This is a genomic window from Rickettsiella grylli, from assembly GCF_000168295.1.
Classification (GTDB): Bacteria; Pseudomonadota; Gammaproteobacteria; order Diplorickettsiales; family Diplorickettsiaceae; genus Aquirickettsiella; species Aquirickettsiella grylli.
Genome location: NZ_AAQJ02000001.1, coordinates 895,915 through 920,815, shown reverse-complemented (window position 1 = coordinate 920,815; position 24,901 = coordinate 895,915). Strand labels below are relative to the sequence as shown.

The following is a 24,901-nucleotide window of genomic DNA, read 5'->3' as shown; positions in this document are numbered from 1 at the left end:
TTATGATGAAGCAGTTGGAAAAAAAACGACAACGGTTACGTTGGCAATGTCGACGTGGCATGCTGGAGCTCGATCTTCTTTTAAAGGCCTTTTTAGATAATCGTTATTTAAGTTTAACCCCTTCAAATCAAGTCTTATTTGAACAGTTACTGACTTATTCTGATTCGGCGCTTTATGCTTATTTAATTCAGCGCAAACCTGTGTCGGATAGCCTCATGCAAGCCTTAATCGAACAGGTCAGAGTGCGTTGTGTTGGCGAGTAGTTACCGGTTAAAACCCTCTTATTATTTAGCTATTTTACTCCTTGTGGTTCATGGTGGGGCCATTGCATGCTTGTGTTTTTTACCCTGGCCATGGTGGACCAAATTTCTATTAAGTTTGGCGTGTTTGATGAGTTTTATTACGCTTTTTTGTCAGCACGTTTTATTAAATAATCCGCATTCCGTGATTGAGTTTTGGCAAAAGCGTGCGGATTGTTGGCAATTAAGGAATAATATCGGTGAAATAAGCACACAGCAACTGGCCGGTAATAGTCTCTGTACGCGCTATTTCGTGTTACTCAATTTTGTTGCGCTCACAAAGAAGAAAACCCGAATTTCTTTAATTTTATTTCCAGATAGCTTAGATTTCAAGGATTTCAGACAATTGCGTCGTCAATTACATCGTGTGAATTAATTGTTTAACCCATTTGAGCGCTTTTTAAAAAGATAAACGTTCGTAGGCCTTCGGCCAAAAATAAGATATAATTTTTCCCATCTGGATACAAACTTTAAATTTTATGTCAAAAGCATCACCGCATTGTCATCCCCAAGAACCATTTTTCACTGAAACGCAGCCCGTGAGAATTACTGAAAGCGCAGCGCATAAAATAGAAGCGCTCATCACGGAAGAAGGAAATTCACAATTAAAATTGCGCGTATTTATTACCGGGGGTGGTTGTTCTGGTTTTCAATATGGATTTAGTTTTGAGGAAGCGATGAATGAAGATGATACGCTGATCATCCAAAAAAATGGCAAGGATCAAAAAAGGGAGGTTCAATTATTGATTGACCCCATTAGTTTGGGCTATTTAACCGGCGCAGAAATCGATTATAAATCAGACTTAACAGGCGAACAATTTATCATACGTAATCCGAATGCTAAAACGACGTGCGGCTGTGGTTCTTCCTTTGGAATTTAATTTTTTAAATAAATCCCACCGAGTATGACTCCTTTTTGAGCGCCAGTGACTTCCGGAAGGTTGCTTATTTTACCTTCTAATGTCTGTTTTGCAATCCATGCAAATGCCATGGCTTCAAGCCAATCGCTTGATATTCCTTTCTCATCGGTTAAGTACAAACGATGTGGATAACAATGATGTTGTAAGCGTTTTTTTAAAAAAGTATTTTTACTGCCTCCCCCACAAAGCAAAATGACACCCGCTTTGCTTTTTAGACGTTGTATCGCGTGAGCGACATGGCGAGCAACGAGCTCACAAAGGGTTGCTTGTACGATAGCGGGCGTTAATGGTTGAGCGAGTGACGTGAAATGGGATCGTATCCAGTTTAAATTAAAATATTCAGGTCCTGTACTTTTAGGTGGTTTTAATTGAAAATAGGGATCCGATAAAAATTGGTTTAACAAGGTTGGATCAAACGCAGCACTCGCTGCCCAAGCGCCTTCTTCATCAAACCATCGCTTGAGATGAAACTGTATCCATTGATCCAGCAAACAATTCGCAGGACCCGTATCAAAACCTAAAATTTCTTTTTTTTGATCCGCCGGCAAATAGGTGATATTAGCAATTCCGCCGAGATTTAACACGAGTGTGTCTTCTTTTTTAGTGCGAAAAAGTAAATTATGGAAAGCCGGTGTTAAGGGTGCACCTTGACCTCCAGCGGCAATATCTCGTCGGCGAAAGTCAGCAATGGTGGTGATGCCTGTTTTTTCCGCAATAATATTTGGATCACCAATCTGCAGTGTAAACGGGTAATTTGAACCACGAGGATAATGAAAAACAGTTTGTCCATGACTGCCTATCGCTAAAATAGCGTGCGCCGTATGGTGACTTTTTTCTAATAATTTTTTAACGACATCGACTGAAATCAATGCGATTTTTTGATCAAGCTCTGCAAATTTTATGATGTTAATGGAACGAGTGGTATAAAATTTGACAAGTGCTTTCCGTAATGCCGGAGGTAAAGGAGATTGCGAGGTCGAAAGTAGCATGGGATGGTTACTTGAAAAATCAACTAATACGGCGTCCACAGCGTCCATACTCGTGCCTGACATTAAACCAATATATAATTTTTTCATGAAACCCAACCGTTATTGAAATAAGCAGTTAATTCTATTGCAATAAACGAGGAAAAAATAGTACGCTATCCACGCGATAGAGTTAGCTAGACAGTCGCTGTAATAATTATCATTACAGAGGAAAGTCCGGGCTCCATTGGGCAAAGTGCCAGGTAATGCCTGGGAAGCGCGAGCTTACGGAAAGTGCCACAGAAAATAGACCGCCTAAGATTTATAATGATGGGTCTCAGGTAAGGGTGAAAAGGTGTGGTAAAAGCACACCGCATCACTGGTAACAGTGGTGGCAAGGTAAACCCCACTTGGAGCAAGACCAAATAGGAACCTTTTAGACGCGGTCCACGTTAGGTTCGGGTAGGTCGCTTGAGATATACGGTGACGTATGTCCTAGATGAATGACTGTCCACGACAGAACCCGGCTTATCGGCTAACTCTTCTTTTTTCTCAATGATAAATTTCCCTCATTAATGACACTTTTTTGGGATCGCTTCTTTTCATTTTTAGTATTTTGTGCGGATGAAGACCAACTTTTGGGTTGTTTTTATCGAAGTCCAGTGAAGGCTTGACAAGTAGTAATTCTAATTCCTATAGTGTAATTAAGTGGCAAAAAGTGGGAAAGTGTGGAAAAAAATGGGATAAATTATGTTTCGGGGTATAAATTTGGTCGTGCTTGATTCGAAAGGTCGGATAAAATTACCGGCACGCTATCGACAGCGATTACCACTGGATAAAGAACCTCAATTTGTATTAACCATTGACACCGAATCGCCTTGTTTATTGCTTTATCTTTTGCCGGAATGGGAAAACATTGAAGAAAAATTGCAAACCCTACCGAGCTTTAATCCCGCTGCGCGACGTATTCAACGATTACTTATCGGTCATGCAACCGATTTGGAAAGTGATAATAAGGGTCGAATCTTACTGCCCGTTTTGTTGAGAGATTATGCTCAATTAGAAAAAGAAATCATGGTTGTGGGTCAAGGGAGAAAAATTGAATTATGGGCCGCCAGCACCTGGGAGGACTATCGCACACAATGGGTCGAAGAGACGGTTACAAAAGACGCGATACCCGATGAATTAAAGAACTTAACCTTGTAGGCGGTTCTATGCAAAAACAAGAACAACATCAACCCGTTTTACTGACCGAGGTGATTGAAAACCTCGTCCTTGATAAGGACGGGATTTATGTTGATGCAACATTTGGACGGGGTGGCCATGCAGGCCAGATTTTACAGCGTTTAAGTGATAAAGGGAGATGCATTGCTATTGATAAGGATCCTGCGGCGATGGCGTTTGGCATCCAGCAATGGGGCCATGATAAACGGTTTAAAATATATCAAGGTTCATTTAGCCAGCTTAAAACAATGGCTGAGCGTGAAGGTGTGATCAATAAAGTCTCTGGAATTTTATTTGATTTAGGCGTTTCTTCACCGCAACTTGAAAAAGCCGAGAGAGGATTTAGTTTTTTACGAGAGGGGCCATTAGACATGCGTATGGATCCTCTAACAGGAATCAGTGCCGCAGAATGGCTCGCTCATGCGAAAGAAAAAGAAATCGTTAAGGTATTAAAGAATTATGGCGAAGAACGTTACGCAAAACGGATTGCCAGAGCAATCGTCGAAGAACAAAAATTAAGACCCATTGTAACGACCGTGCAGTTAGCCAATGTGGTGAAATTAGCACATCCTCATTGGGACCGATTTAAACATCCTGCGACACGAACGTTTCAAGCCATACGTATTCAGATTAATAATGAATTGGAAGATTTAAACGTTTCTTTAGGACAAAGTATTGATGTGTTGAAGCAAGGTGGACGCTTACTGGTGATTAGCTTTCATTCATTAGAAGATCGAATCGTAAAACGTTTTATTCATCAGCATGCTCATGAAGCAGTGGAACTAAAAAAACTACCGTTTATGCCAGCTGAATGGAAGCGACCGAGATTAAAAAAGATAGGTCGAGGAGTTAAACCAGATGCCTATGCGATCAAAACGAATCCACGATCGCGTAGCGCTCTATTACGAATAGCGGAGAAAATAGCATGAATAGTGCAGCGCGTGCTTTAACACAAAGTGCTTTAACGTGGGAGCGAGGACAATGGGTTGTTTCATTGAAAATGTTGGGGCTTTTTTTATTAATACTGGCCGTATTATCTTCAGCACTTTCTGTGATCTATATTAAAGCGATGCAACGTAATTTGTATAGTCAATTACAAACCGCTCAACAAACCTATGATCAGTTAAAAACGGAATGGAGCCAATTATTACTTGAAGAAAATACCTGGGTTGCGCCCGTCAGAATACAAAATTTAGCCCAACAAAAATTAGGTATGCGAATCCCTGAAATGAAAAATACCATTTTATTAACAAAATCACTCTTAAAATGAGTGTCATTTTTTTTATCCCTCATGGGGTTCATTTATTTTTAGGGGATAAAAAAAAGGTAGGCTATTTTTTTCTCACGCTATTTTCGGGGTTTTACGCGTTGTTTTCGGACAATGCTCTTCTTCATTTGATTGAGTAAGCGTTTCATGCCGGATCTCAAAAAAAACAATCGTAGGTTAACCTTCTCGACTTATCAATGGCGTTTAATGATCATCGTGTTCATTTTATTGTTGATTGCGTTGGGGTTGATCGCAAGACTTGTCAATTTAACCATTATTAATCGACAATTTTTACAACATCAAGGGAATGCAAGAACCATACGGACAGTCACTATTCCCGCACATCGCGGTATCATCTTCGATCGACACGGCGAACCCTTAGCAGTCAGTACGCCCGTCGTGGCTATTTGGGTCGATCCCACTTATTTTAAGCCCACAAAACAACAACGTTTGAATTTAAGTCATTGGCTACAGATCAGTCCACAAAACATTCATGAAATGGTTTTACATGGTCGATATAAAGAATTTGTTTATTTAAAACGGGGTTTAAATCCACAGTATGCCCAACACATCAAGAATCTAAAAATACCGGGTGTTTTTTCACAAAAAGAATATCATCGTTATTACCCAGAAGGCCCCGTAATGGCACATATCGTGGGTTTAACGAACGTCGATGATAAAGGTCAAGAAGGCTTGGAGCTTGCTTATAATTCGTGGTTAACGGGTCAATCCGGTTTAAAAAAAGTGATTAAAGATAGGCTAGGGCATATCGTCGCCGATATCCGATCGATACGTCCGCCACGATCAGGACATAATTTAACATTAAGTATTGACAAACGAATCCAATATATCGCTTTTAGAGAGCTGAAGTCAGGAATCGAGCGCTATCAAGCAGATTCTGGATCGGTTGTTGTACTGGATGTAAAAACGGGTGAAATTTTAGCCATGGTTAATTGGCCATCTTATAACCCCAATAATCGATTAACAACACACAAGGGTCAGACTCGGAACCGGGCATTAACGGATTTGTTTGAACCGGGATCAACGATTAAAAGTTTGAGTATGGCCAGCGTATTAGCCAGTGGTCGATTTACGCCAGAGAGTCCGATCGATACGAATCCGGGCTGGATGATCGTCGCGGGCAAACGCATTCGGGATGAACACAATAATGGCGTCATGGATTTAACGAAAATATTACAAATTTCAAGTAATATGGGGATGTCAAAGCTTATTCTTTCGCTTCCTGCAGAAAATTTATGGAATACGCTCCATCAAGTCGGCTTTGGTCAAATTACACAAAGTGGTTTCCCTGGCGAACGAACTGGTAGTCTCCCCCATTTTAAAGTATGGAATCCATTTGTATTAGCAACCTTATCGTTTGGCTACGGTATTTCAGTAACGGCGTTACAACTTGCACAAGCGTACGCTGTGTTGGCGCACGAAGGCATTAAGTTACCGGTTACTTTTCTCAAAGTACCTGAAACAGAAGTTCCTGTTGGGCAACGGGTGCTCGATAAAAAAATTAGTCGAGAAATATTAGACATGTTAGAGTCGGTGTTGACAAAAGAGGGAACGGCGCCTTTAGCGCGTGTTCCTGGCTACCGCGTTACCGGAAAAACCGGTACCGTGCGCATCGTTGGCGCGCAAGGTTATGAAAAACACCATTATAATAGTCTCTTTATCGGTATTGCACCGGCCAGTCGGCCGCGTCTGGTGGTTGCTGTGATGGTGCATGATCCAAAAGGTAAACGCTATTATGGAGGCTATACAGCAGGACCCATTTTTTCGCATGTCATGAGTCATGCACTACACGTGCTCAATATTCCACCTGATAATGGGTAAACGTCATTAAACGATTCCCAAAAATCGTAAAAGTCTTTATGAATGATGGAAGATGCAGCCATTCAGTAGGCAGAATAAAATTAAACGTATATACTCGTCAATTGTTGGAAAGCATCCATTAAAAAACTTCTAAACGTAAAGCTATTTCACACATTCCACGTTCAAAAACGATTCAATGCATGGAAGCGAATAGATGTTTAAAAATATTACTTTTACTTTTACTTTTACTTTTTCATTTTCATTCTTTTTTTTGTGTTTTTTTATCGCCCCGCTTCAGGCGCGAGAACCGTTACCACCGCGTTTTTCAGCGGAAGCGTATACGGGCGTGTATACGGTGGGTCGAGCGGATTTAATGGTGTCCTTAGACGGTGATGGTCAGCATAATCTGTATGTAGATCCCCAAGGCGGTTACGGAACGGATCAAGAATGGTATGGCGATGTTGGTTTAGGTTATCGATGGATTAGCAATGATGCCGCGATAGTGGGATGGTACGTGTTTGCCGGTCATTCATGCGTTGAAAACAGCAGTGGATTTTGGATAACGAATCCGGGTGTAGAGATCATGGGAAGTCGCTGGGATGCTCGGATTAATGCGTATATTCCGGTGGCAGGACGCAGTGATGATTTAGGAGGGATTGAATCCACGACGGCAGGCCCCTCTTTTTTTACGGGTCACAGTGAGCTACGAACGGTGTCTTTTACGGCGTTCAATGAAGTGCAACAGGTGGGTAATGGAGCCGATGCGCGCGTGGGTTACCAGTTATTTTCAGGTGTGCCTTTAAAAGCAGTTGTGGGCGCTTATTTTTTTGAGATTCCGCATGCTGAAAACGTGCGCGGGGGCGGTGCAGGAGTGGATTATTGGTTTGACGATTACGTTCGGGTTTTTGCCCGTTATAATTACGATAATAGGCAACACAGTCAGGTCGTGGGTGGTTTAGGGATTAGTTTTGGAGGGGTTCGGAACGGTCATTGGGCCGATCCGAGTTTATCGGAACGGTTAACGGATCCGGTGGAACGTTATATCGCCAATTTGGGTCATGGTTCGGGGATACCGAGTCAAACGATCCGATATGGAAGGGGAAGCGGCAGCCGAATCGAGGTGCTCCAGGATAATATTGCGTTTTTTAGTCAAACGGGAGGGCCGGATAATGGCGGAACCAACTTAACGTTGGCCGATTGCACGTTTGAAAACCCGTGTGGACCCACCGACTTTAGTCAAGCGGCTGTTAATACGTTAAATACGTTATTACCGAATACGCGGATGTATTTTAATGGGGGAGGTTATACTGCGGGTGAAGAGGGAGGTGGCTCTACCCCATTAAGGTTAAATAATGGTCAAAGTGTGCATTCTCGGACTGCGGATTATTCAGCGCCAGCCACAGGCACAGAACGTTCAACGTTTGCTGGCGCGTTTACTTTAACCGGCAATAATCATTTAGAAAACATTATTTTGATCCCTATTGTAGGAAGATTCCCAGATACCGGGGTGACTCTGGAAAGTGGAAATAATCAGATTACAGGGAGTAGTATTGGAACTGCAAACAATCGTTATTTGTTTGCTATTGAGAATTTTGGCGACAATACACGGGTTGATGCATCAACTATTTTTTCAAATATTCTAGGTGTGGTTACGACCGATTCTAATTTTACGATGCAAAATAGTACATTGGATTTACTTAATGTAGAGAATGTGGGTGTTGATGGGATTTTAGCAGTGGGTGGAAGTATTTCGATTATTGATTCAAGGATTCGCGTGGCAGGGTCATCGGCGAACGCTGCTGCCGTAGGCATACGAACCTCCAGCAATAGCGATGTTGCGGTGACCCATTCGGAAATAGCCGTTAGTAATGATACGGGTGCTGCAGTGGTACTCGAAAACAATAGTGGTACTATTAATGTTCTAGAGAGTGATTTGAACGTCGATGGTACGAATCCGTTCATCGCGACGGGCCTTCCTGTAAATATTGGCGCAGGAACGGTGTGTGTTGTGAATGGAGCGGTGGTCGCTTGTCCCTAAAAAATTTTTTCTAAATGTTTGCATGTAAAATCGTTTAAGGATGATTTGTGCAATGGATTAAATGTATTTTTCTTTCGTTTCCTCTTTTATTGTGTATCGCCCCGGTTCTCATGAGTCATGCACTACACGTGCTCAATATTCCACCCGATAATGGGTAAACGTCATTAAACGATTCCCAAAAATCGTAAAAGTCTTTAGGAATGATGGAAGATGCAGCCATTCAGTAGTCAGAATAAAATTAAACGTATATACTCGTCAATTGTTGGAAAGCATCCATTAAAAAACTTCTAAACGTAAAGCTATTTCACAGATTCCACGTTCAAAAACGATTCAATGCATGGAAGCGAATAGATGTTTAAAAATATTACTTTTACTTTTACTTTTTCATTTTCATTCTTTTTTTTGTGTTTTTTTATCGCCCCGCTTTACGGGCGAGAACCGTTACCGGTGCGTTTTTCAGCGGAAGCGTATACGGGCGTGTATACGGTGGGTCGAGCGGATTTAATGGTGTCCTTAGACGGTGATGGTCAGCATAATCTGTATGTAGATCCCCAAGGCGGTTACGGAACGGATCAAGCGTGGTACGGCGATGTCGGTTTAGGTTATCGATGGATTAGCAATGATGCCGCGATAGTCGGATGGTACGTGTTTGCAGGCCATTCACGCGTTGAAAACAGCAGTGGATTTTGGATAACGAATCCGGGTGTAGAGGTCATGGGAAGTCGCTGGGATGCGCGGGTGAATGCGTATATTCCGGTGGCAGGACGCAGTGATGATTTAGGAGGGATTGAATCCACGACGGCAGGCCCCTCTTTTTTTACGGGTCACAGTGAGCTACGAACGGTATCTTTTACGGCGTTCAATGAAGTGCAACAGGTGGGTAATGGAGCCGATGCGCGCGTGGGTTACCAGTTATTTTCAGGTGTGCCTTTAAAAGCGGTTGTGGGCGCTTATTTTTTTGAGATTCCGCATGCTGAAAACGTGCGCGGGGGCGGTGCAGGAGTGGATTATTGGTTTGACGATTACGTTCGTGTTTTTGCCCGTTATAATTACGATAATAGGCAACACAGTCAGGTCGTGGGTGGTTTAGGGATTAGTTTTGGAGGGGTTCGGAACGGTCATTGGGCCGATCCGAGTTTATCGGAACGGTTAACGGATCCGGTGGAACGTTATATCGCCAATTTGGGTCATGGTTCGGGGATACCGAGTCAAACGATCCGATATGGAAGGGGAAGCGGCAGCCGAATCGAGGTGCTCCAGGATAATATTGCGTTTTTTAGTCAAACGGGAGGGCCGGATAATGGCGGAACCAACTTAACGTTGGCCGATTGCACGTTTGAAAACCCGTGTGGACCCACCGACTTTAGTCAAGCGGCTGTTAATACGTTAAATACGTTATTACCGAATACGCGGATGTATTTTAATGGGGGAGGTTATACTGCGGGTGAAGAGGGAGGTGGCTCTACCCCATTAAGGTTAAATAATGGTCAAAGTGTGCATTCTCGGACTGCGGATTATTCAGCGCCAGCCACAGGCACAGAACGTTCAACGTTTGCTGGCGCGTTTACTTTAACCGGCAATAATCATTTAGAAAACATTATTTTGATCCCTATTGTAGGAAGATTCCCAGATACCGGGGTGACTCTGGAAAGTGGAAATAATCAGATTACAGGGAGTAGTATTGGAACTGCAAACAATCGTTATTTGTTTGCTATTGAGAATTTTGGCGACAATACACGGGTTGATGCATCAACTATTTTTTCAAATATTCTAGGTGTGGTTACGACCGATTCTAATTTTACGATGCAAAATAGTACATTGGATTTACTTAATGTAGAGAATGTGGGTGTTGATGGGATTTTAGCAGTGGGTGGAAGTATTTCGATTATTGATTCAAGGATTCGCGTGGCAGGGTCATCGGCGAACGCTGCTGCCGTAGGCATACGAACCTCCAGCAATAGCGATGTTGCGGTGACCCATTCGGAAATAGCCGTTAGTAATGATACGGGTGCTGCAGTGGTACTCGAAAACAATAGTGGTACTATTAATGTTCTAGAGAGTGATTTGAACGTCGATGGTACGAATCCGTTCATCGCGACGGGCCTTCCTGTAAATATTGGCGCAGGAACGGTGTGTGTTGTGAATGGAGCGGTGGTCGCTTGTCCCTAAAAAATTTTTTCTAAATGTTTGCATGTAAAATCGTTTAAGGATGATTTGTGCAATGGATTAAATGTATTTTTCTTTCGTTTCCTCTTTTATTGTGTATCGTCCCGGTTCTCATGAGTCATGCACTACACGTGCTCAATATTCCACCCGATAATGGGTAAACGTCATTAAACGATTCCCAAAAATCGTAAAAGTCTTTATGAATGATGGAAGATGCAGCCATTCAGTAGGCAGAATAAAATTAAACGTATATACTCGTCAATTGTTGGAAAGCATCCATTAAAAAGCTTCTAAACGTAAAGCTATTTCACAGATTCCACGTTCAAAAACGATTCAATGCATGGAAGCGAATAGATGTTTAAAAATATTACTTTTACTTTTACTTTTTCATTTTCATTCTTTTTTTTGTGTTTTTTTATCGCCCCGCTTCAGGCGCGAGAACCGTTACTGCGTTTTTCAGCGGAAGCGTATACGGGCGTGTATACGGTGGGTCGAGCGGATTTAATGGTGTCCTTAGACGGTGATGGTCAGCATAATCTGTATGTAGATCCCCAAGGCGGTTACGGAACGGATCAAGCGTGGTACGGCGATGTCGGTTTAGGTTATCGATGGATTAGCAATGATGCCGCGATAGTCGGATGGTACGTGTTTGCAGGCCATTCACGCGTTGAAAACAGCAGTGGATTTTGGATAACGAATCCGGGTGTAGAGGTCATGGGAAGTCGCTGGGATGCGCGGGTGAATGCGTATATTCCGGTGGCAGGACGCAGTGATGATTTAGGAGGGATTGAATCCACGACGGCAGGCCCCTCTTTTTTTACGGGTCACAGTGAGCTACGAACGGTATCTTTTACGGCGTTCAATGAAGTGCAACAGGTGGGTAATGGAGCCGATGCGCGCGTGGGTTACCAGTTATTTTCAGGTGTGCCTTTAAAAGCGGTTGTGGGCGCTTATTTTTTTGAGATTCCGCATGCTGAAAACGTGCGCGGGGGCGGTGCAGGAGTGGATTATTGGTTTGACGATTACGTTCGTGTTTTTGCCCGTTATAATTACGATAATAGGCAACACAGTCAGGTCGTGGGTGGTTTAGGGATTAGTTTTGGAGGGGTTCGGAACGGTCATTGGGCCGATCCGAGTTTATCGGAACGGTTAACGGATCCGGTGGAACGTTATATCGCCAATTTGGGTCATGGTTCGGGGATACCGAGTCAAACGATCCGATATGGAAGGGGAAGCGGCAGCCGAATCGAGGTGCTCCAGGATAATATTGCGTTTTTTAGTCAAACGGGAGGGCCGGATAATGGCGGAACCAACTTAACGTTGGCCGATTGCACGTTTGAAAACCCGTGTGGACCCACCGACTTTAGCCAAGCGGGTGTTAATACGTTAAATACGTTATTACCCAATACGCGGATGTATTTTAATGGGGGGAGCTATTTCGCAATTAATCCTGGAATTAATCCATTGACCTTAAATAATGGCCAAAGCATCCATTCTCGGACTGCAGATTATTCAGCGCCTGCAACAGAGTCTGATCGCTCAACGTTTGGTGGCGCGTTTACTTTAACCGGCAATAATCATTTAGAAAACATTATTTTGATCCCTTTCTTGGGAGTTGTTCCAGATACGGGAGTGCGAATAGAAGGCTCTAATAATCAGATTACAGGGAGTAGTATTGGAACTGCAAACTATCGTTATTTGTTTGCTATTGAGAATTTTGGCGACAATACACGGGTTGATGCATCAACTATTTTTTCAAATATTCTAGGTGTGGTTACGACCGATTCTAATTTTACGATGCAAAATAGTACATTGACATTGGATTTACTTAATGTAGAGAATGTGGGTGTTAATGGGATTTTAGCAGTGGGTGGAAGTATTTCGATTATTGATTCAAGGATTCGCGTGGCAGGGTCATCGGCGAACGCTGCTGCCGTAGGCATACGAACCTTCAGCAATAGCGATGTTGCGGTGACCCATTCGGAAATAGCCGTTAGTAATGATGATACGGGTGCTGCAGTGGTACTCGAAAACAATAGTGGTACTATTAATGTTCTAGAGAGTGATTTGAACGTCGATGGTACGAATCCGTTCATCGCGACGGGCCTTCCTGTAAATATTGGCGCAGGAACGGTGTGTGTTGTGAATGGAGCGGTGGTCGCTTGTCCCTAAAAAATTTTTTCTAAATGTTTGCATGTAAAATCGTTTAAGGATGATTTGTGCAATGGATTAAATGTATTTTTCTTTCGTTTCCTCTTTTATTGTGTATCGCCCCGCTTCAGGCGCGAGAACCGTTACTGCGTTTTTCAGCGGAAGCGTATACGGGCGTGTATACGGTGGGTCGAGCGGATTTAATGGTGTCCTTAGACGGTGATGGTCAGCATAATCTGTATGTAGATCCCCAAGGCGGTTACGGAACGGATCAAGCGTGGTACGGCGATGTCGGTTTAGGTTATCGATGGATTAGCAATGATGCCGCGATAGTCGGATGGTACGTGTTTGCAGGCCATTCACGCGTTGAAAACAGCAGTGGATTTTGGATAACGAATCCGGGTGTAGAGGTCATGGGAAGTCGCTGGGATGCGCGGGTGAATGCGTATATTCCGGTGGCAGGACGCAGTGATGATTTAGGAGGGATTGAATCCACGACGGCAGGCCCCTCTTTTTTTACGGGTCACAGTGAGCTACGAACGGTATCTTTTACGGCGTTCAATGAAGTGCAACAGGTGGGTAATGGAGCCGATGCGCGCGTGGGTTACCAGTTATTTTCAGGTGTGCCTTTAAAAGCGGTTGTGGGCGCTTATTTTTTTGAGATTCCGCATGCTGAAAACGTGCGCGGGGGCGGTGCAGGAGTGGATTATTGGTTTGACGATTACGTTCGTGTTTTTGCCCGTTATAATTACGATAATAGGCAACACAGTCAGGTCGTGGGTGGTTTAGGGATTAGTTTTGGAGGGGTTCGGAACGGTCATTGGGCCGATCCGAGTTTATCGGAACGGTTAACGGATCCGGTGGAACGTTATATCGCCAATTTGGGTCATGGTTCGGGGATACCGAGTCAAACGATCCGATATGGAAGGGGAAGCGGCAGCCGAATCGAGGTGCTCCAGGATAATATTGCGTTTTTTAGTCAAACGGGAGGGCCGGATAATGGCGGAACCAACTTAACGTTGGCCGATTGCACGTTTGAAAACCCGTGTGGACCCACCGACTTTAGCCAAGCGGGTGTTAATACGTTAAATACGTTATTACCGAATACGCGGATGTATTTTAATGGGGGAAATTATGCTGCAATTAATCCTGGAATTAATCCGTTGACCTTAAATAATGGCCAAAGCGTCCATTCTCGGACCGCGGATTATTCAGCGCCAGCCACAGGCACAGAACGTTCAACGTTTGGTGGTGCGTTTACTTTAACCGGCAATAATCATTTAGAAAATATTATTCTGATCCCTTTCTTGGGAGTTGTTCCAGATACGGGAGTGCGAATAGAAGGCTCTAATAATGTGATTACAGGGAGTAGTATTGGGACCGTGAGCAATCGTTATGCGTTTTCTGTACAGAATGTTGGTATAGGTACATATATTGATAATACCTTTTTTTTTGCTGCCCAAATGGGAATTATAACCTATGGTTCAAATCTAATCGTTCTAAAAAGTACAGTGGATGTTGAATTAGTAGGTGGTGGTACTGGGATTGAAATTATGAATAACAATGCGTTTGTGATTGATTCAGCGATTCGGCTTACGGGAACGGGGGCTTTCCCCTTTACAGGGATAGAAACCTCATCAAACACGAATGCTAGTACTAGTATTATAAATTCGTCAATTGATATTATTCATGAAAATGTTAATGGTAATGCGGTTGCGTTACATAATGGGCGTGGCAGCAGCATGACCGTTCTCGATAGTAGTTTAAGTGTTGAAGGCGCCCACGTTGCGATAGCAAGAGGAGCGGTGACGGTTAATGATGGAACGACGTGTAGGGTCAATGGCGCTATAACGGCTTGTGCTTAAAGAATCGATTAAAAAATAAATTCAATTGAAATGTTATGAAAAAAAATTGGCAGACCTTTCTCAAAGAAGCGGTGGCTGATCCGGCCGAATTACTGGATCGATTAGCACTGAATCCCCAGTTATTATCTGCTGCGCAGCACGCCTCGAGATTATTTCCCTTGCGCGTACCAAGCGGTTTTATTGACAGAATGCAAAAAGGGAATCCTGCGGATCCCCTCTTACAACAAGTGCTTCCAATCGCAGCCGAAGCGCGAATACAGGCTGATTTTAGTGACGATCCGTTACAGGAAAACGCCGCGAATCCGCTTCCGGGCTTATTGCATAAATATTATGGCCGCATATTGCTGACGATGACCGGCGCTTGTGCAATCAATTGTCGCTATTGTTTTCGTCGTCATTTTCCGTATGGAAAAAATAAAGTGGGAGGTAAGGCATGGCACGCTATAGTGGCATATATTCAAGCCGATACGTCTATTCGCGAAGTTATTTTAAGTGGAGGGGATCCCTTATTAGCGCAAGATGATTATTTGAAACACCGTATCAACGATCTCGCCGCTATTCCACACGTAAAGATTGTCCGTATCCATTCCCGTTTACCTATTGTGATTCCCGAACGAATGACTACTCCACTTTTAAATGCATTGACAGGAACACGATTGCAACCTGTTTTGGTGACACACTGTAACCACGCGAACGAATTAAATGATTCTGTTCAACAAGCCATCGAAAAGTGTCGTCAACGAAAAATACACGTTCTGAATCAAGCGGTGTTGTTAAAAGGCGTTAATGATTCGGTTGAAGCACTGGTTCATTTGAGTGAACGTTTATTTGAATGTGGAATTTTACCCTATTATTTACATCGGTTGGACAAAGTACAAGGCGCGACGCATTTTACAGTGAATGAAGAAAAGATGAAGCCGCTTTTAAAGGCGTTGCGAGAACGATTGCCCGGTTATTTAGTCCCGAAATGTGTTTATGAACAAGCCGGTGCATTATCTAAAATGCCCTTTATGGAGGATTAAGTGAAGTATGCACATTAAAGCTAGCGAATTGAAAACAGAGACTTTATACTCCGTGCAAACGGGTTTGAAAAATTTAAACGGGTACAAAGCGTACGATAAAAGTTGATAGGTGTACGATGTCTGAAAATTCAAAAAATAGCCGTGTTGAAACCGATAGTATGGGTTCTATTAACGTTCCCGCGCAACATTATTGGGGCTCGCAAACGCAACGAAGTGTGCGTCACTTTGACATCGGTGGTGAACAAATGCCTTTGGCGGTTATCCATGCATTTGGTATTTTAAAAAAGGCGGCCGCAAAAGCGAATCTCGAATTAGGATTATTAACAAAAGAGAATGCAGATTTAATCATTCAAGTGGCCGATGAAGTAAAATCGGGACAACTGGATGCTGAATTCCCTTTGCGCGTTTGGCAAACGGGTAGCGGCACGCAAACCAATATGAATGTGAATGAAGTCATTGCCAATCGCGCTATCGAACTAGCCGGCGGGGAACGGGGTACTAAAAAACCAATTCATCCCAACGATCACGTGAATAAATCACAATCCTCGAATGATACCTTTCCCACCGCAATGTATATTGCAGCTGCGGTGGCGATGGTCAAAAAACTCATCCCTGCGGTACAAACCTTATATGGTGCACTGATTGAAAAAGTGCATGAATTTAAAGCGATTATTAAAATAGGCCGTACGCATTTGCAAGATGCGGTTCCTTTAACATTGGGTCAAGAATTTTCAGCGTATGTGGATCAATTAGAATCGGCATTAGCACATATCGAACAAACCTTGCCAGGGCTTTATCAATTGGCGATAGGCGGCACGGCGGTGGGGACAGGATTGAATACGCATCCAAAATTTGCTGAATTAACCGCAAAGTTTATTGCTCAAGAAACGAAATTACCTTTCGTTTCAGCCAAAAATAAATTTTCTGCGTTAGCCGCGCATGAGGCTTTAGTGTTTGCAAGTGGGGCGCTTAAAACCTTAGCCTGTGCGCTAATGAAACTTGCAAACGACATTCGTTGGTTAGGGTCAGGCCCGCGTTCAGGTTTAGGTGAACTTATTTTACCCGAAAATGAGCCTGGTTCTTCCATCATGCCGGGTAAAGTGAATCCGACACAATGTGAAGCGATGACAATGGTGTGTATTCAAGTGATGGGAAATGATGCCGCCATCACCTTTGCAGGAAGCCAAGGTAATTTTGAACTGAATGTGTATAAACCGTTGATGATTTATAACTTTTTACAATCGGTCGATCTGTTAAGTTCTGCGTGTATTTCATTTACGCGTTATTGCGTGAAGGATTTAAAAGCGAATCAGACTAAAATTAAACAATTTCTTGAAAACTCATTAATGTTAGTGACGGCATTGAATCCTATCATTGGCTATGATAAAGCCGCTAAAATTGCGCATAAAGCGTTACAGGAAGAAATGAGTTTACGGGAGGCCTGTGTCGCATTGGGTTATCTTGATGCGGAAACCTTTGATAAAGTCGTTGATCCTAAAAAAATGCTGGGACCGCGAGTGGATTAATCAATAGAACCACGAAAGACATAAGTGGGGGTTCCGCGTAGAAAAACCGGTGAATGTTCAGATTCCCATCGGACGGTCAGCAACCCCCCTGGTAAATTGACCTTTACTTTTTTAGTGAGTCGGTTGAGTAACCGTCCAGCAATCACCGCTGCACAGGCACCGCTACCACAGGCTTGCGTTTCCCCAACGCCGCGTTCATAAATACGGAGATCGATTTGCTTGGGATCACGAATTTTCATCAATTCCAGGTTACACCCTTGTGGAAAATAAGGATACGGATGTTGATTCAGATAAAGTCCTAAGTCTTCAAGGGGTGCTTTTTCTAAACAATTGACTTGTATCACGCAATGCGGATTACCTAAAGAAAGGACACAACAATCAAAGCGTCCAAAAGGCGTTTCGAGAGGATGAATGGGGGCTTTTGAGGGGTTGATAAAAGGAATTTTTTCCGGATCAAAAATCGGTAGACCTAAATTAGCCGTGACTTTGCCGCTTTCTTCCATGGTGAGTTCTAAACGATTATTCATGGTCATCAGATGGATGGGATTTTTATACCGTTTTTTTTCGATTAAGTATCGAGTCACACATAAAGCACCATTACCACATTGCGCGACCTCATTCCCGTTTGCATTAAAAATACGATAATAAAAATGTTTCGATTGAGAACGCGGTTTTTCAATTAATAACAGTTGGTCAAAGCCAATGCCGCGTTGCCGATGTGCCCATTTTCGTATTAATTTAGCACTCGGTTTAAACGGTTGTTGTAAGGTATCTACAATAACAAAGTCGTTACCCAATAAATGCATTTTAATAAATTCAGTTTTCATGGAATTATCGATTTTAGGAGATAGGAGGTATCGTTTCATTGGCCAATAATTGTGCTAACGTTTCACGTGAGCGAATTAAAAACACGCGATCCGTGTCAACCATAAGCTCGGCGGCTCTTGGTCTAGAATTATAGTTGGAACTCATTGAAAAACCATAAGCACCACTGTCCATAATGGCTAAGTAATCACCCGCGCGTAAGACGAGTTCGCGATTTTTACCAAAAAAATCACTACTTTCGCAAATGGGACCAACAATATCATATTTTTTTTTACGGGGAAGAGAACGTTGAACGATAGGTAAAATAGCGTGCTCAGCCTGATATAAGGCGGGGCGAATGAGGTCATTCATACCCGCATCGACAATCGCAAAATGTTTACGATGGTTTGATTTAAGGTACTCCACTTTAGTGACCAATATACCCGCTTGGGCTATCAGTGCACGACCTGGTTCGAGGATTAAAGTGAGTGTTGAGTTTCTTTTTTTGAGCAATGCTAAAATTTTTTGACTATATTCTTGAACCGATGGAACGTTTTCAGTTTGATAAGTCACGCCTAAGCCACCGCCTAAATTAATTGTTTTTAATAAAATATGTTCTTTTTTTAATGCTTCAGTGAGTTTCAAAAGATGTTCTAACGCCTGTAGAAAAGGATCGATGGTTGTGATTTGTGAACCTAAATGACAACTGATTCCACGAATCGTTAAATGGTTTGATTGCGCCGCATAACGATAAAGTGTTAAGGCATCCTTTTCGTTTAAACCAAATTTAGTGTCGTTTAAACCCGTGGTTATATAGGGGTGGGTTTTGGGATCGATATTCGGATTGACACGTAAAGCAATCGGTGCCACCGCACCTATGTTTTTGGCAAGTGCTTCGATTCGGAATAATTCACCACTGGACTCGACATTAAAACAACCGATGTGGGCGAATAAGGCGGATTTGATTTCCTCGCAGGTTTTACCGACACCAGAAAATACCGTGTTTTCTGCATGCCCACCGGCGCGAAGTACGCGATCGAATTCACCGCCGGATACAATGTCAAATCCGGCGCCCCAGTGGGCTAAAAGCGCTAAAATAGCGAGATTTGAATTCGCTTTGACCGCATAACAAATCTGATGTCCGTTCTGGATGAAAGATTTAAAGGCACACCATTGTTCATATAAACGGGATTTAGAATAAATATAACAAGGTGAGCCATAATGCGTTATTAATTGAGTAATGGGGATCGCTTCTGCCTGTAAAATGTGATCGAAATAAATAAAAGACATTAGATGACAGATTGCATAAAAGGAGGAACGGAAGATTTTTGATGCGGGAGATATAAAGGGCCCATTTGTCCACATCCCGTTAAAAAAAATAAAACGCTTAAATAAAGAAGAGAACAGCCAATTTTTGTTTGCATATAAATACTAGATGTTAAATGTTCTCACCTAAAAAATAAAAACGATTGAATGGTCAATCGCTGTTACAAAAAAATTGTAAAATTCTATTGTAAAGTGTTCGAACCCCTAGTATATAGTAACCGCAATAAAAAGGGGTCGAATGATTCAAAAAAACGCATTCATTTTAGGATGCTAACATTTTATACGGGTGTTGGGTTTCCTTTTATCGCATTCACTGAAGGTTAATTCTTAAACAGACGACGGGGAAAATTTAAAAATAATAGGGGGCGGTATATACTAAAAATAGAATGATTTTTTTGAAGCAATCGCGCAAAAACTAGCTTAATTTTTATGAGGTTCGCAATGGAAAACCCAAAGTCGTTAGATTACTTAGAATTCAACCCGATCCAATCTCCATCAGCCAGTATTATCTGTTTGCATGGATTAGGTGCAAGTGGTCATGATTCCGCCAACATGGCACGAGCGGTTGCATTAAGTACAGGTTTCCGCTTTGTTTTTCCACATGCACCCGTAAGGCCGATTAGTTTAAATGGGGGTGTGAAAATGCCTGCCTGGTATGATATCCATGGATTGACATTTGGTTCGCCTGAAGATGAAATGGGTATTCGGGAAGCGGCACATAGTTTATTTGAGTTAATAGAAAAAGAAGTGGGAAGAGGAATACCGGCGCATCGGATTGTTTTAGCGGGGTTTTCACAGGGAGGCGCGATGGCGTTGTATACCGCATTACGTTTCCCACGCGCATTGGCAGGAATTTTGGCGTTATCAACGTATTTGCCCCTACATCATTTTTTAGAAAAAGAAGCCAGTGAAGCGAATCGTTCAACCCCTATTTTTATGGCACATGGCGACGAAGATAATATTGTTGCGCCCGCATTAGGTGAGTTTTCTTATAACTGTTTAAAAAAATTAGCGTATCCGGTCCAGTTTAATCGCTACCCTATCGGCCACAGCGTTTGTCCACAAGAAATTATGGATATTACGCAATGGTTACAACAACGGTTACAGAAATAAGGTTATACTCCCTGTCGAATCATACAACCAACAACGATATCCATTAAACACTCATCATGAAAAACATTCGGAATTTTTCCATTATCGCGCATATTGATCATGGAAAATCAACAGTGGCAGATCGATTAATCCAAGTTTGCGGAGGCTTAACAGCGCGAGAAATGTCCGCGCAAGTATTAGACTCGATGGAACTTGAACGCGAACGTGGTATTACGATCAAAGCACAAAGCGTTACGTTGTATTACACCGCACAAGATGGGCAACGGTATCAGTTAAATTTTATTGATACGCCGGGCCATGTGGATTTTTCGTATGAAGTATCGCGATCGTTAGCGGCGTGTGAGGGGGCATTATTAGTCGTTGATGCTGCTCAAGGCGTTGAAGCGCAAACCGTTGCGGTGTGTTATACAGCGATTGAACAGGGGTTAGAAGTATTACCGGTCATCAATAAAATCGATTTACCACAAGCCACACCGGAAAATGTTATCCAAGAAATTGAAGAGATCATTGGTATACCGGCTCAAGATGCCGTGAGAGTCAGTGCAAAAAAAGGCACTGGAATCGTAGAATTACTTGAAAAATTGATTCGTGTTATTCCTCCACCCCAAGGGGATAGACAGCAACCTTTACAAGCGTTAATTATTGATTCTTGGTTTGATTCCTATTTGGGTATTGTTTCTTTAGTACGCATAAAAAATGGCTGTTTAAAAGTGGGTGATAAAATTCAAGTGATGTCCACCGGGAAGCATTATAACGTGGATCAATGCGGCATTTTCACACCGAAACGACACGCGATGGACACATTGTGTGCCGGTGAGGTTGGTTTTGTCATCGCAGGTGTTAAAGATATCCATGGCGCACCCGTTGGAGATACCTTAACTCACCTCTCAACGTCTGCCGTTGTCCCTTTACCGGGTTTTAAGCGTGTTCATCCCCAAGTATTTGCGGGCTTATTTCCCGTTAACACCGAAGAATTTAGTGATTTTCGCGATGCGTTAGAAAAGCTGAGTCTCAATGATTCGTCACTTTTTTACGAACCAGAAACCTCCGAAGCATTAGGATTTGGTTTTCGTTGCGGTTTTTTAGGCTTGTTGCATATGGAGATCGTACAAGAACGTTTAGAACGAGAATACGATTTAGATCTCATCACAACCGCACCAACGGTTGTTTATGAAATCGTAACGTCGAAAGGAGAAATCGCTCATATTGATAATCCAGCCGAGCTGCCGCCAGCCCATTTTATTCAGGTGATGCGAGAGCCCATTGTTTTAGCCAATATACTGGTGCCGCAAACTTATTTAGGGGCTGTAATTACATTGTGTAATGAACGACGAGGGGTACAAACGAAATTACTTTATACGGGTAAACAGGTTTCTATCGCGTATGAATTACCGATGAGCGAGGTAGTTTTAGACTTTTTTGATCGTTTAAAATCGTTAAGTCGAGGCTATGCTTCACTTGACTATCATTTTATTCGTTTTCAAGAAGCGGACTTAGTCAAGTTGGATATTCTCATTAATGGTGATAAAGTCGATGCGCTGGCTTTGGTCGTCCACCGTAGTCAATCACAATACCGAGGCCGACAATTAGTGGCAAGACTGAAAGATCTTATTCCACGACAAATGTTTGAAGTTGCTTTGCAAGCCGCAATAGGCAACCATATTATCGCAAGGGAAACCGTGAAGGCCTTGCGTAAAAATGTGATTGCTAAATGTTATGGTGGTGATGTTTCACGTAAGAAAAAATTATTGGAAAAACAAAAAGCCGGTAAAAAACGCATGAAACAAGTGGGTCGTATCGAGATCCCTCAGCAAGCCTTTTTAGCCGTATTACAACTGGATAAAAAATAATCTTTTAATCTTGAGTAACGATAATGAATTTAAATTTTGAATTTTTTTTAACGCTGGTGGTTATTATTACCGGTGTGATTACTCTCGCAGACCTATTGATTTTTGCGCCACGTCGGAAGCGAAAAAAAATAACGCATCCGTCGATAGTCATCGAGTATGCCCGCTCTTTTTTCCCTGTTTTATTCTTCGTATTACTTATACGTTCTTTTTTAGCGGAGCCTTTTCGAATCCCTTCAGGGTCAGAAAAACCCGATTTGTTAATTGGGGATTTTATAGTGGCCAATAAGTTTATTTATGGTATCCGTTTACCCGTAACGCATAAAAAAATGATTTCGGTCAGTGAACCCAAACGGGGTGATATTATTGTATTTTTATGGCCGAAAGATACCTCCACGTATTTCATTAAACGCGTGATAGGCGTACCCGGTGATGTGATTACCTATAAAAATAAGGTATTAACGATCAATGGCCAGCAGGCGTCACAACAGTTATTAGGGGAAACAATGGATAGCGATGGCAGGCATGAAAAATGGCCCGTTTTATTAAAACGTGAAAATTTACTCGGCATTCAACACGATATTTATTTACGCCCGGATCAATTCGCAACAGATTTTTCAGTCGTTGTACCCCAAGGAAATTATTTCGTCATGGGCGATAATCGAGATAATAGCTTAGATAGTCGTTATTGGGGTTTTGTTCCTGAAAAAGATCTCATTGGGAAGGCCATGTGGGTATTTTTTAGTTGGGATAACGAGCATCATCGTGTTCGTTGGGATCGATTGGGTTTACGAATCCATTAGCGAATTATAGACAGGGACTGTGTGCCGTTGCCGGTTAACAATGATCATGGGGATAAAAACGATCGCGATATTCTCAATCGACACGTTTCTTATTTTAAGAGGCACTTTTAGTGAAATCCGAAATAGAAAGTTTATGTGAAAAGTTAAATTATCAATTTAAAAATCCTGAATTATTGGAAGATGCGCTGAGCCATCGTAGCTTTCGTGGCAATAAAAATAATGAACGATTAGAATATTTGGGCGATGCGGTATTAAACTTTGTGATTGCGGCCGCATTATTTCGCCAAAATATTAAAGCACGTGAAGGTGAATTAAGTCGTCTCCGTGCTAATTTAGTCCGTGGCGAAACGTTGACCGATCTTGCTCAAGGATTTGAGTTAGGGAAATATTTACGTCTCGGTGCGGGAGAGTTAAAAACGGGAGGTGCCCAACGGAAATCTATTTTAGCTGATGGCATGGAAGCGGTTGTGGGGGCTATTTACCTTGATGGGGGTTTTCAAGCCTGTGAAACCTGCATTTTACGCTGGTATGCGAATCGTTTAGAAAATATCGAAATGATTCCTGATCTGAAAGATCCTAAAACGCAATTGCAAGAATATTTACAAGCCAAAAAATTAGCATTACCCGTCTACACAATTCTTGCTTTAGAAGGACCCGCTCATCAGCAATCGTTTAAAGTGGAGTGTCAAATTCAGGGTTTACCCCATAAAGCAATAGGATTAGGAAGTAGTCGACGTCGTGCTGAACAAAAAGCCGCAGAAAAAATTTTAGAAGAATTAGCGATAACCGTTAAAGAGAACTAAACAAAGCGTATAACCCTAGCAATATGAAAAATTTAAAAACGCATTGCGGTAAAATTGCAATTATTGGTCGACCGAATGTCGGTAAATCGACATTACTGAATAAAATTTTAGGTGAAAAATTAACCATTACATCGTCTAAACCTCAAACAACACGCGATCAAATTTTAGGGATTAAAACCGATTTACACACGCAGTTTATTTATAAAGATACGCCTGGTATTCTTCAAAACGCAGGGCGCCGGTTGAGCCGTACATTCACGCGGTCAGCCATTCAGGCGTTAATTGACGTCGATCTCATTGGTTTTGTTATCGAAGCGGATCGTTGGACAAACGAAGAAGCGGCGATTTTAGAACGAATAAAACCATTAAAACGTCCTGTGATATTGATTATTAATAAAGTCGATAAAATAAATGATAAGCACCGTTTACTTCCTTTTTTAAAATGCTGTTATCAAAAAATGTCTTTTTTAGCCATTGTGCCTATTTCAGCACTAAAAGGACAAAATATCGATGAATTAGAAAAAGTTATTGCAAAAGCATTACCCCACGCAGCGTTTATTTACCCCCCCGATCAATTGACGGATCGGAGTCAACGCTTTTTAGTCGGAGAATTTATTCGAGAAAAATTGATGCGTTATTTACATCAAGAAATCCCTTATGGATTAACCGTGAGTATTGAACAATTCATCGAGGAGAAAAAAATCATTAAAATTTCTGCGCTTATTTGGGCAGAACATTCACGCCAAAAAGCGATTATTATCGGTAAAAAAGGCGAATTGCTCAAAAAAATAGCGTCTGAAGCAAGAAAAGATATCGAAGCGTTTTTGCATAAAAAAATTTATTTGGACGTATGGATCAAGATTAAAACAAGAAAGCCGAATGAAGAAGGAAATTTAAAACGCGTTTAAAGTTACAAACACAGGTATCATGGAGGAATAGTA

22 protein-coding genes and 1 other RNA gene are annotated in these 24,901 nt (G+C 42.2%); 19 read left to right on the top strand and 4 right to left on the bottom strand.

The features are described from left to right. Positions 1 to 2 precede the first annotated feature (2 nt). The 3 genes from RICGR_RS04250 (at position 3) to erpA (ending at position 1,180) form a co-directional block, all read left to right on the top strand. Complete coding sequence (locus tag RICGR_RS04250) at positions 3 to 263, top strand: FAD assembly factor SdhE (protein WP_240992219.1); 261 nt, start codon at positions 3 to 5, stop codon at positions 261 to 263. Next, positions 250 to 675 carry a protein YgfX gene (locus RICGR_RS04245; RefSeq protein WP_040615160.1) on the top strand — a complete coding sequence of 142 codons (426 nt, stop codon included), beginning with the start codon at positions 250 to 252 and terminating at the stop codon, positions 673 to 675. Before RICGR_RS04250 ends, RICGR_RS04245 begins: the two co-directional genes overlap by 14 nt. A gap of 103 nt (positions 676 to 778) precedes the next feature. Then, entirely contained in the window at positions 779 to 1,180 is a 402-nt protein-coding gene (erpA, locus tag RICGR_RS04240) for an iron-sulfur cluster insertion protein ErpA (protein WP_006035325.1), read from the top strand. On the opposite strand, the gene RICGR_RS04235 is transcribed toward erpA, so the two are convergent. Continuing rightward, the gene (locus RICGR_RS04235; protein WP_006034721.1) at positions 1,177 to 2,295 is read right to left on the bottom strand and encodes an anhydro-N-acetylmuramic acid kinase; all 1,119 of its coding nucleotides are present in this window, start codon (positions 2,293 to 2,295) and stop codon (positions 1,177 to 1,179) included. The genes erpA and RICGR_RS04235 overlap by 4 nt on opposite strands. Positions 2,296 to 2,373: 78 nt before the next feature. Here RICGR_RS04235 and rnpB point away from each other — a divergent pair. The 11 genes from rnpB (at position 2,374) to fumC (ending at position 17,264) form a co-directional block, all read left to right on the top strand. Beyond that, positions 2,374 to 2,731: RNase P RNA component class A (rnpB, locus tag RICGR_RS07580), an RNA gene on the top strand. Between the two features lie 203 nt (positions 2,732 to 2,934). Then, positions 2,935 to 3,390 (top strand): division/cell wall cluster transcriptional repressor MraZ, encoded by a 456-nt coding sequence (mraZ, locus tag RICGR_RS04230; RefSeq protein WP_006034865.1) that lies wholly within the window; start codon positions 2,935 to 2,937, stop codon positions 3,388 to 3,390. A gap of 8 nt (positions 3,391 to 3,398) precedes the next feature. Continuing rightward, a complete protein-coding gene (gene rsmH / locus RICGR_RS04225) occupies positions 3,399 to 4,337 on the top strand; it encodes a 16S rRNA (cytosine(1402)-N(4))-methyltransferase RsmH (RefSeq protein WP_006035467.1) in 939 nt (312 codons plus the stop codon). Continuing rightward, positions 4,334 to 4,678 carry a cell division protein FtsL gene (ftsL, locus tag RICGR_RS04220; RefSeq protein ID WP_006035102.1) on the top strand — a complete coding sequence of 115 codons (345 nt, stop codon included), beginning with the start codon at positions 4,334 to 4,336 and terminating at the stop codon, positions 4,676 to 4,678. The genes rsmH and ftsL overlap by 4 nt, the downstream gene beginning before the upstream one ends. A gap of 144 nt (positions 4,679 to 4,822) precedes the next feature. Then, on the top strand, positions 4,823 to 6,517 hold the full coding sequence (locus RICGR_RS04215) for a peptidoglycan D,D-transpeptidase FtsI family protein (protein WP_006035272.1): 1,695 nt from the start codon (positions 4,823 to 4,825) through the stop codon (positions 6,515 to 6,517). A 193-nt stretch (positions 6,518 to 6,710) separates the two neighbouring features. Beyond that, on the top strand, positions 6,711 to 8,534 hold the full coding sequence (locus tag RICGR_RS04210; RefSeq protein ID WP_006035862.1) for an inverse autotransporter beta-barrel domain-containing protein: 1,824 nt from the start codon (positions 6,711 to 6,713) through the stop codon (positions 8,532 to 8,534). A gap of 351 nt (positions 8,535 to 8,885) precedes the next feature. Then, positions 8,886 to 10,703, top strand: a complete 1,818-nt coding sequence (locus tag RICGR_RS04205) for an inverse autotransporter beta-barrel domain-containing protein (RefSeq protein WP_006035093.1) — start codon at positions 8,886 to 8,888, stop codon at positions 10,701 to 10,703. 351 nt (positions 10,704 to 11,054) lie between these two features. Then, positions 11,055 to 12,872, top strand: a complete 1,818-nt coding sequence (locus tag RICGR_RS04200) for an inverse autotransporter beta-barrel domain-containing protein (protein WP_006035696.1) — start codon at positions 11,055 to 11,057, stop codon at positions 12,870 to 12,872. 47 nt (positions 12,873 to 12,919) lie between these two features. Continuing rightward, entirely contained in the window at positions 12,920 to 14,716 is a 1,797-nt protein-coding gene (locus RICGR_RS04195) for an inverse autotransporter beta-barrel domain-containing protein (RefSeq protein ID WP_040615158.1), read from the top strand. A 35-nt stretch (positions 14,717 to 14,751) separates the two neighbouring features. Beyond that, entirely contained in the window at positions 14,752 to 15,738 is a 987-nt protein-coding gene (gene epmB / locus RICGR_RS04190; protein WP_006035389.1) for an EF-P beta-lysylation protein EpmB, read from the top strand. Between the two features lie 116 nt (positions 15,739 to 15,854). Next, positions 15,855 to 17,264: a class II fumarate hydratase gene (gene fumC / locus RICGR_RS04185; protein ID WP_006035944.1), complete on the top strand. Its 1,410-nt coding sequence runs from the start codon at positions 15,855 to 15,857 to the stop codon at positions 17,262 to 17,264. Here fumC and dapF read toward each other — a convergent pair. From dapF to lptM, 3 genes are read right to left on the bottom strand one after another with little or no spacing between them, the layout of a single operon-like run. Then, complete coding sequence (gene dapF, locus RICGR_RS04180; protein ID WP_006035341.1) at positions 17,261 to 18,091, bottom strand: diaminopimelate epimerase; 831 nt, start codon at positions 18,089 to 18,091, stop codon at positions 17,261 to 17,263. The two genes, fumC and dapF, sit on opposite strands and share 4 nt — an antisense overlap. Positions 18,092 to 18,104: 13 nt before the next feature. Beyond that, on the bottom strand, positions 18,105 to 19,358 hold the full coding sequence (gene lysA / locus RICGR_RS04175) for a diaminopimelate decarboxylase (protein ID WP_006035907.1): 1,254 nt from the start codon (positions 19,356 to 19,358) through the stop codon (positions 18,105 to 18,107). After that, on the bottom strand, positions 19,358 to 19,492 hold the full coding sequence (gene lptM / locus RICGR_RS07925) for an LPS translocon maturation chaperone LptM (protein ID WP_006035125.1): 135 nt from the start codon (positions 19,490 to 19,492) through the stop codon (positions 19,358 to 19,360). Before lptM ends, lysA begins: the two co-directional genes overlap by 1 nt. Before the next feature lie 343 nt (positions 19,493 to 19,835). Between lptM and RICGR_RS04170 the strand changes: the two genes are divergently transcribed. The 5 genes from RICGR_RS04170 to era all read left to right on the top strand — a co-directional run bounded on the left by RICGR_RS04170 (position 19,836) and on the right by era (position 24,868). After that, positions 19,836 to 20,507: an alpha/beta hydrolase gene (locus tag RICGR_RS04170; protein WP_006034942.1), complete on the top strand. Its 672-nt coding sequence runs from the start codon at positions 19,836 to 19,838 to the stop codon at positions 20,505 to 20,507. Positions 20,508 to 20,563: 56 nt separating this feature from the next. Continuing rightward, a complete protein-coding gene (gene lepA / locus RICGR_RS04165; RefSeq protein ID WP_006035545.1) occupies positions 20,564 to 22,357 on the top strand; it encodes a translation elongation factor 4 in 1,794 nt (597 codons plus the stop codon). A 23-nt stretch (positions 22,358 to 22,380) separates the two neighbouring features. Then, positions 22,381 to 23,157 carry a signal peptidase I gene (gene lepB, locus RICGR_RS04160; RefSeq protein WP_006035474.1) on the top strand — a complete coding sequence of 259 codons (777 nt, stop codon included), beginning with the start codon at positions 22,381 to 22,383 and terminating at the stop codon, positions 23,155 to 23,157. Between the two features lie 110 nt (positions 23,158 to 23,267). Next, on the top strand, positions 23,268 to 23,960 hold the full coding sequence (gene rnc, locus RICGR_RS04155; protein WP_006034890.1) for a ribonuclease III: 693 nt from the start codon (positions 23,268 to 23,270) through the stop codon (positions 23,958 to 23,960). 23 nt (positions 23,961 to 23,983) lie between these two features. Further along, positions 23,984 to 24,868: a GTPase Era gene (gene era, locus RICGR_RS04150; RefSeq protein WP_006035983.1), complete on the top strand. Its 885-nt coding sequence runs from the start codon at positions 23,984 to 23,986 to the stop codon at positions 24,866 to 24,868. Positions 24,869 to 24,901 lie beyond the last annotated feature (33 nt).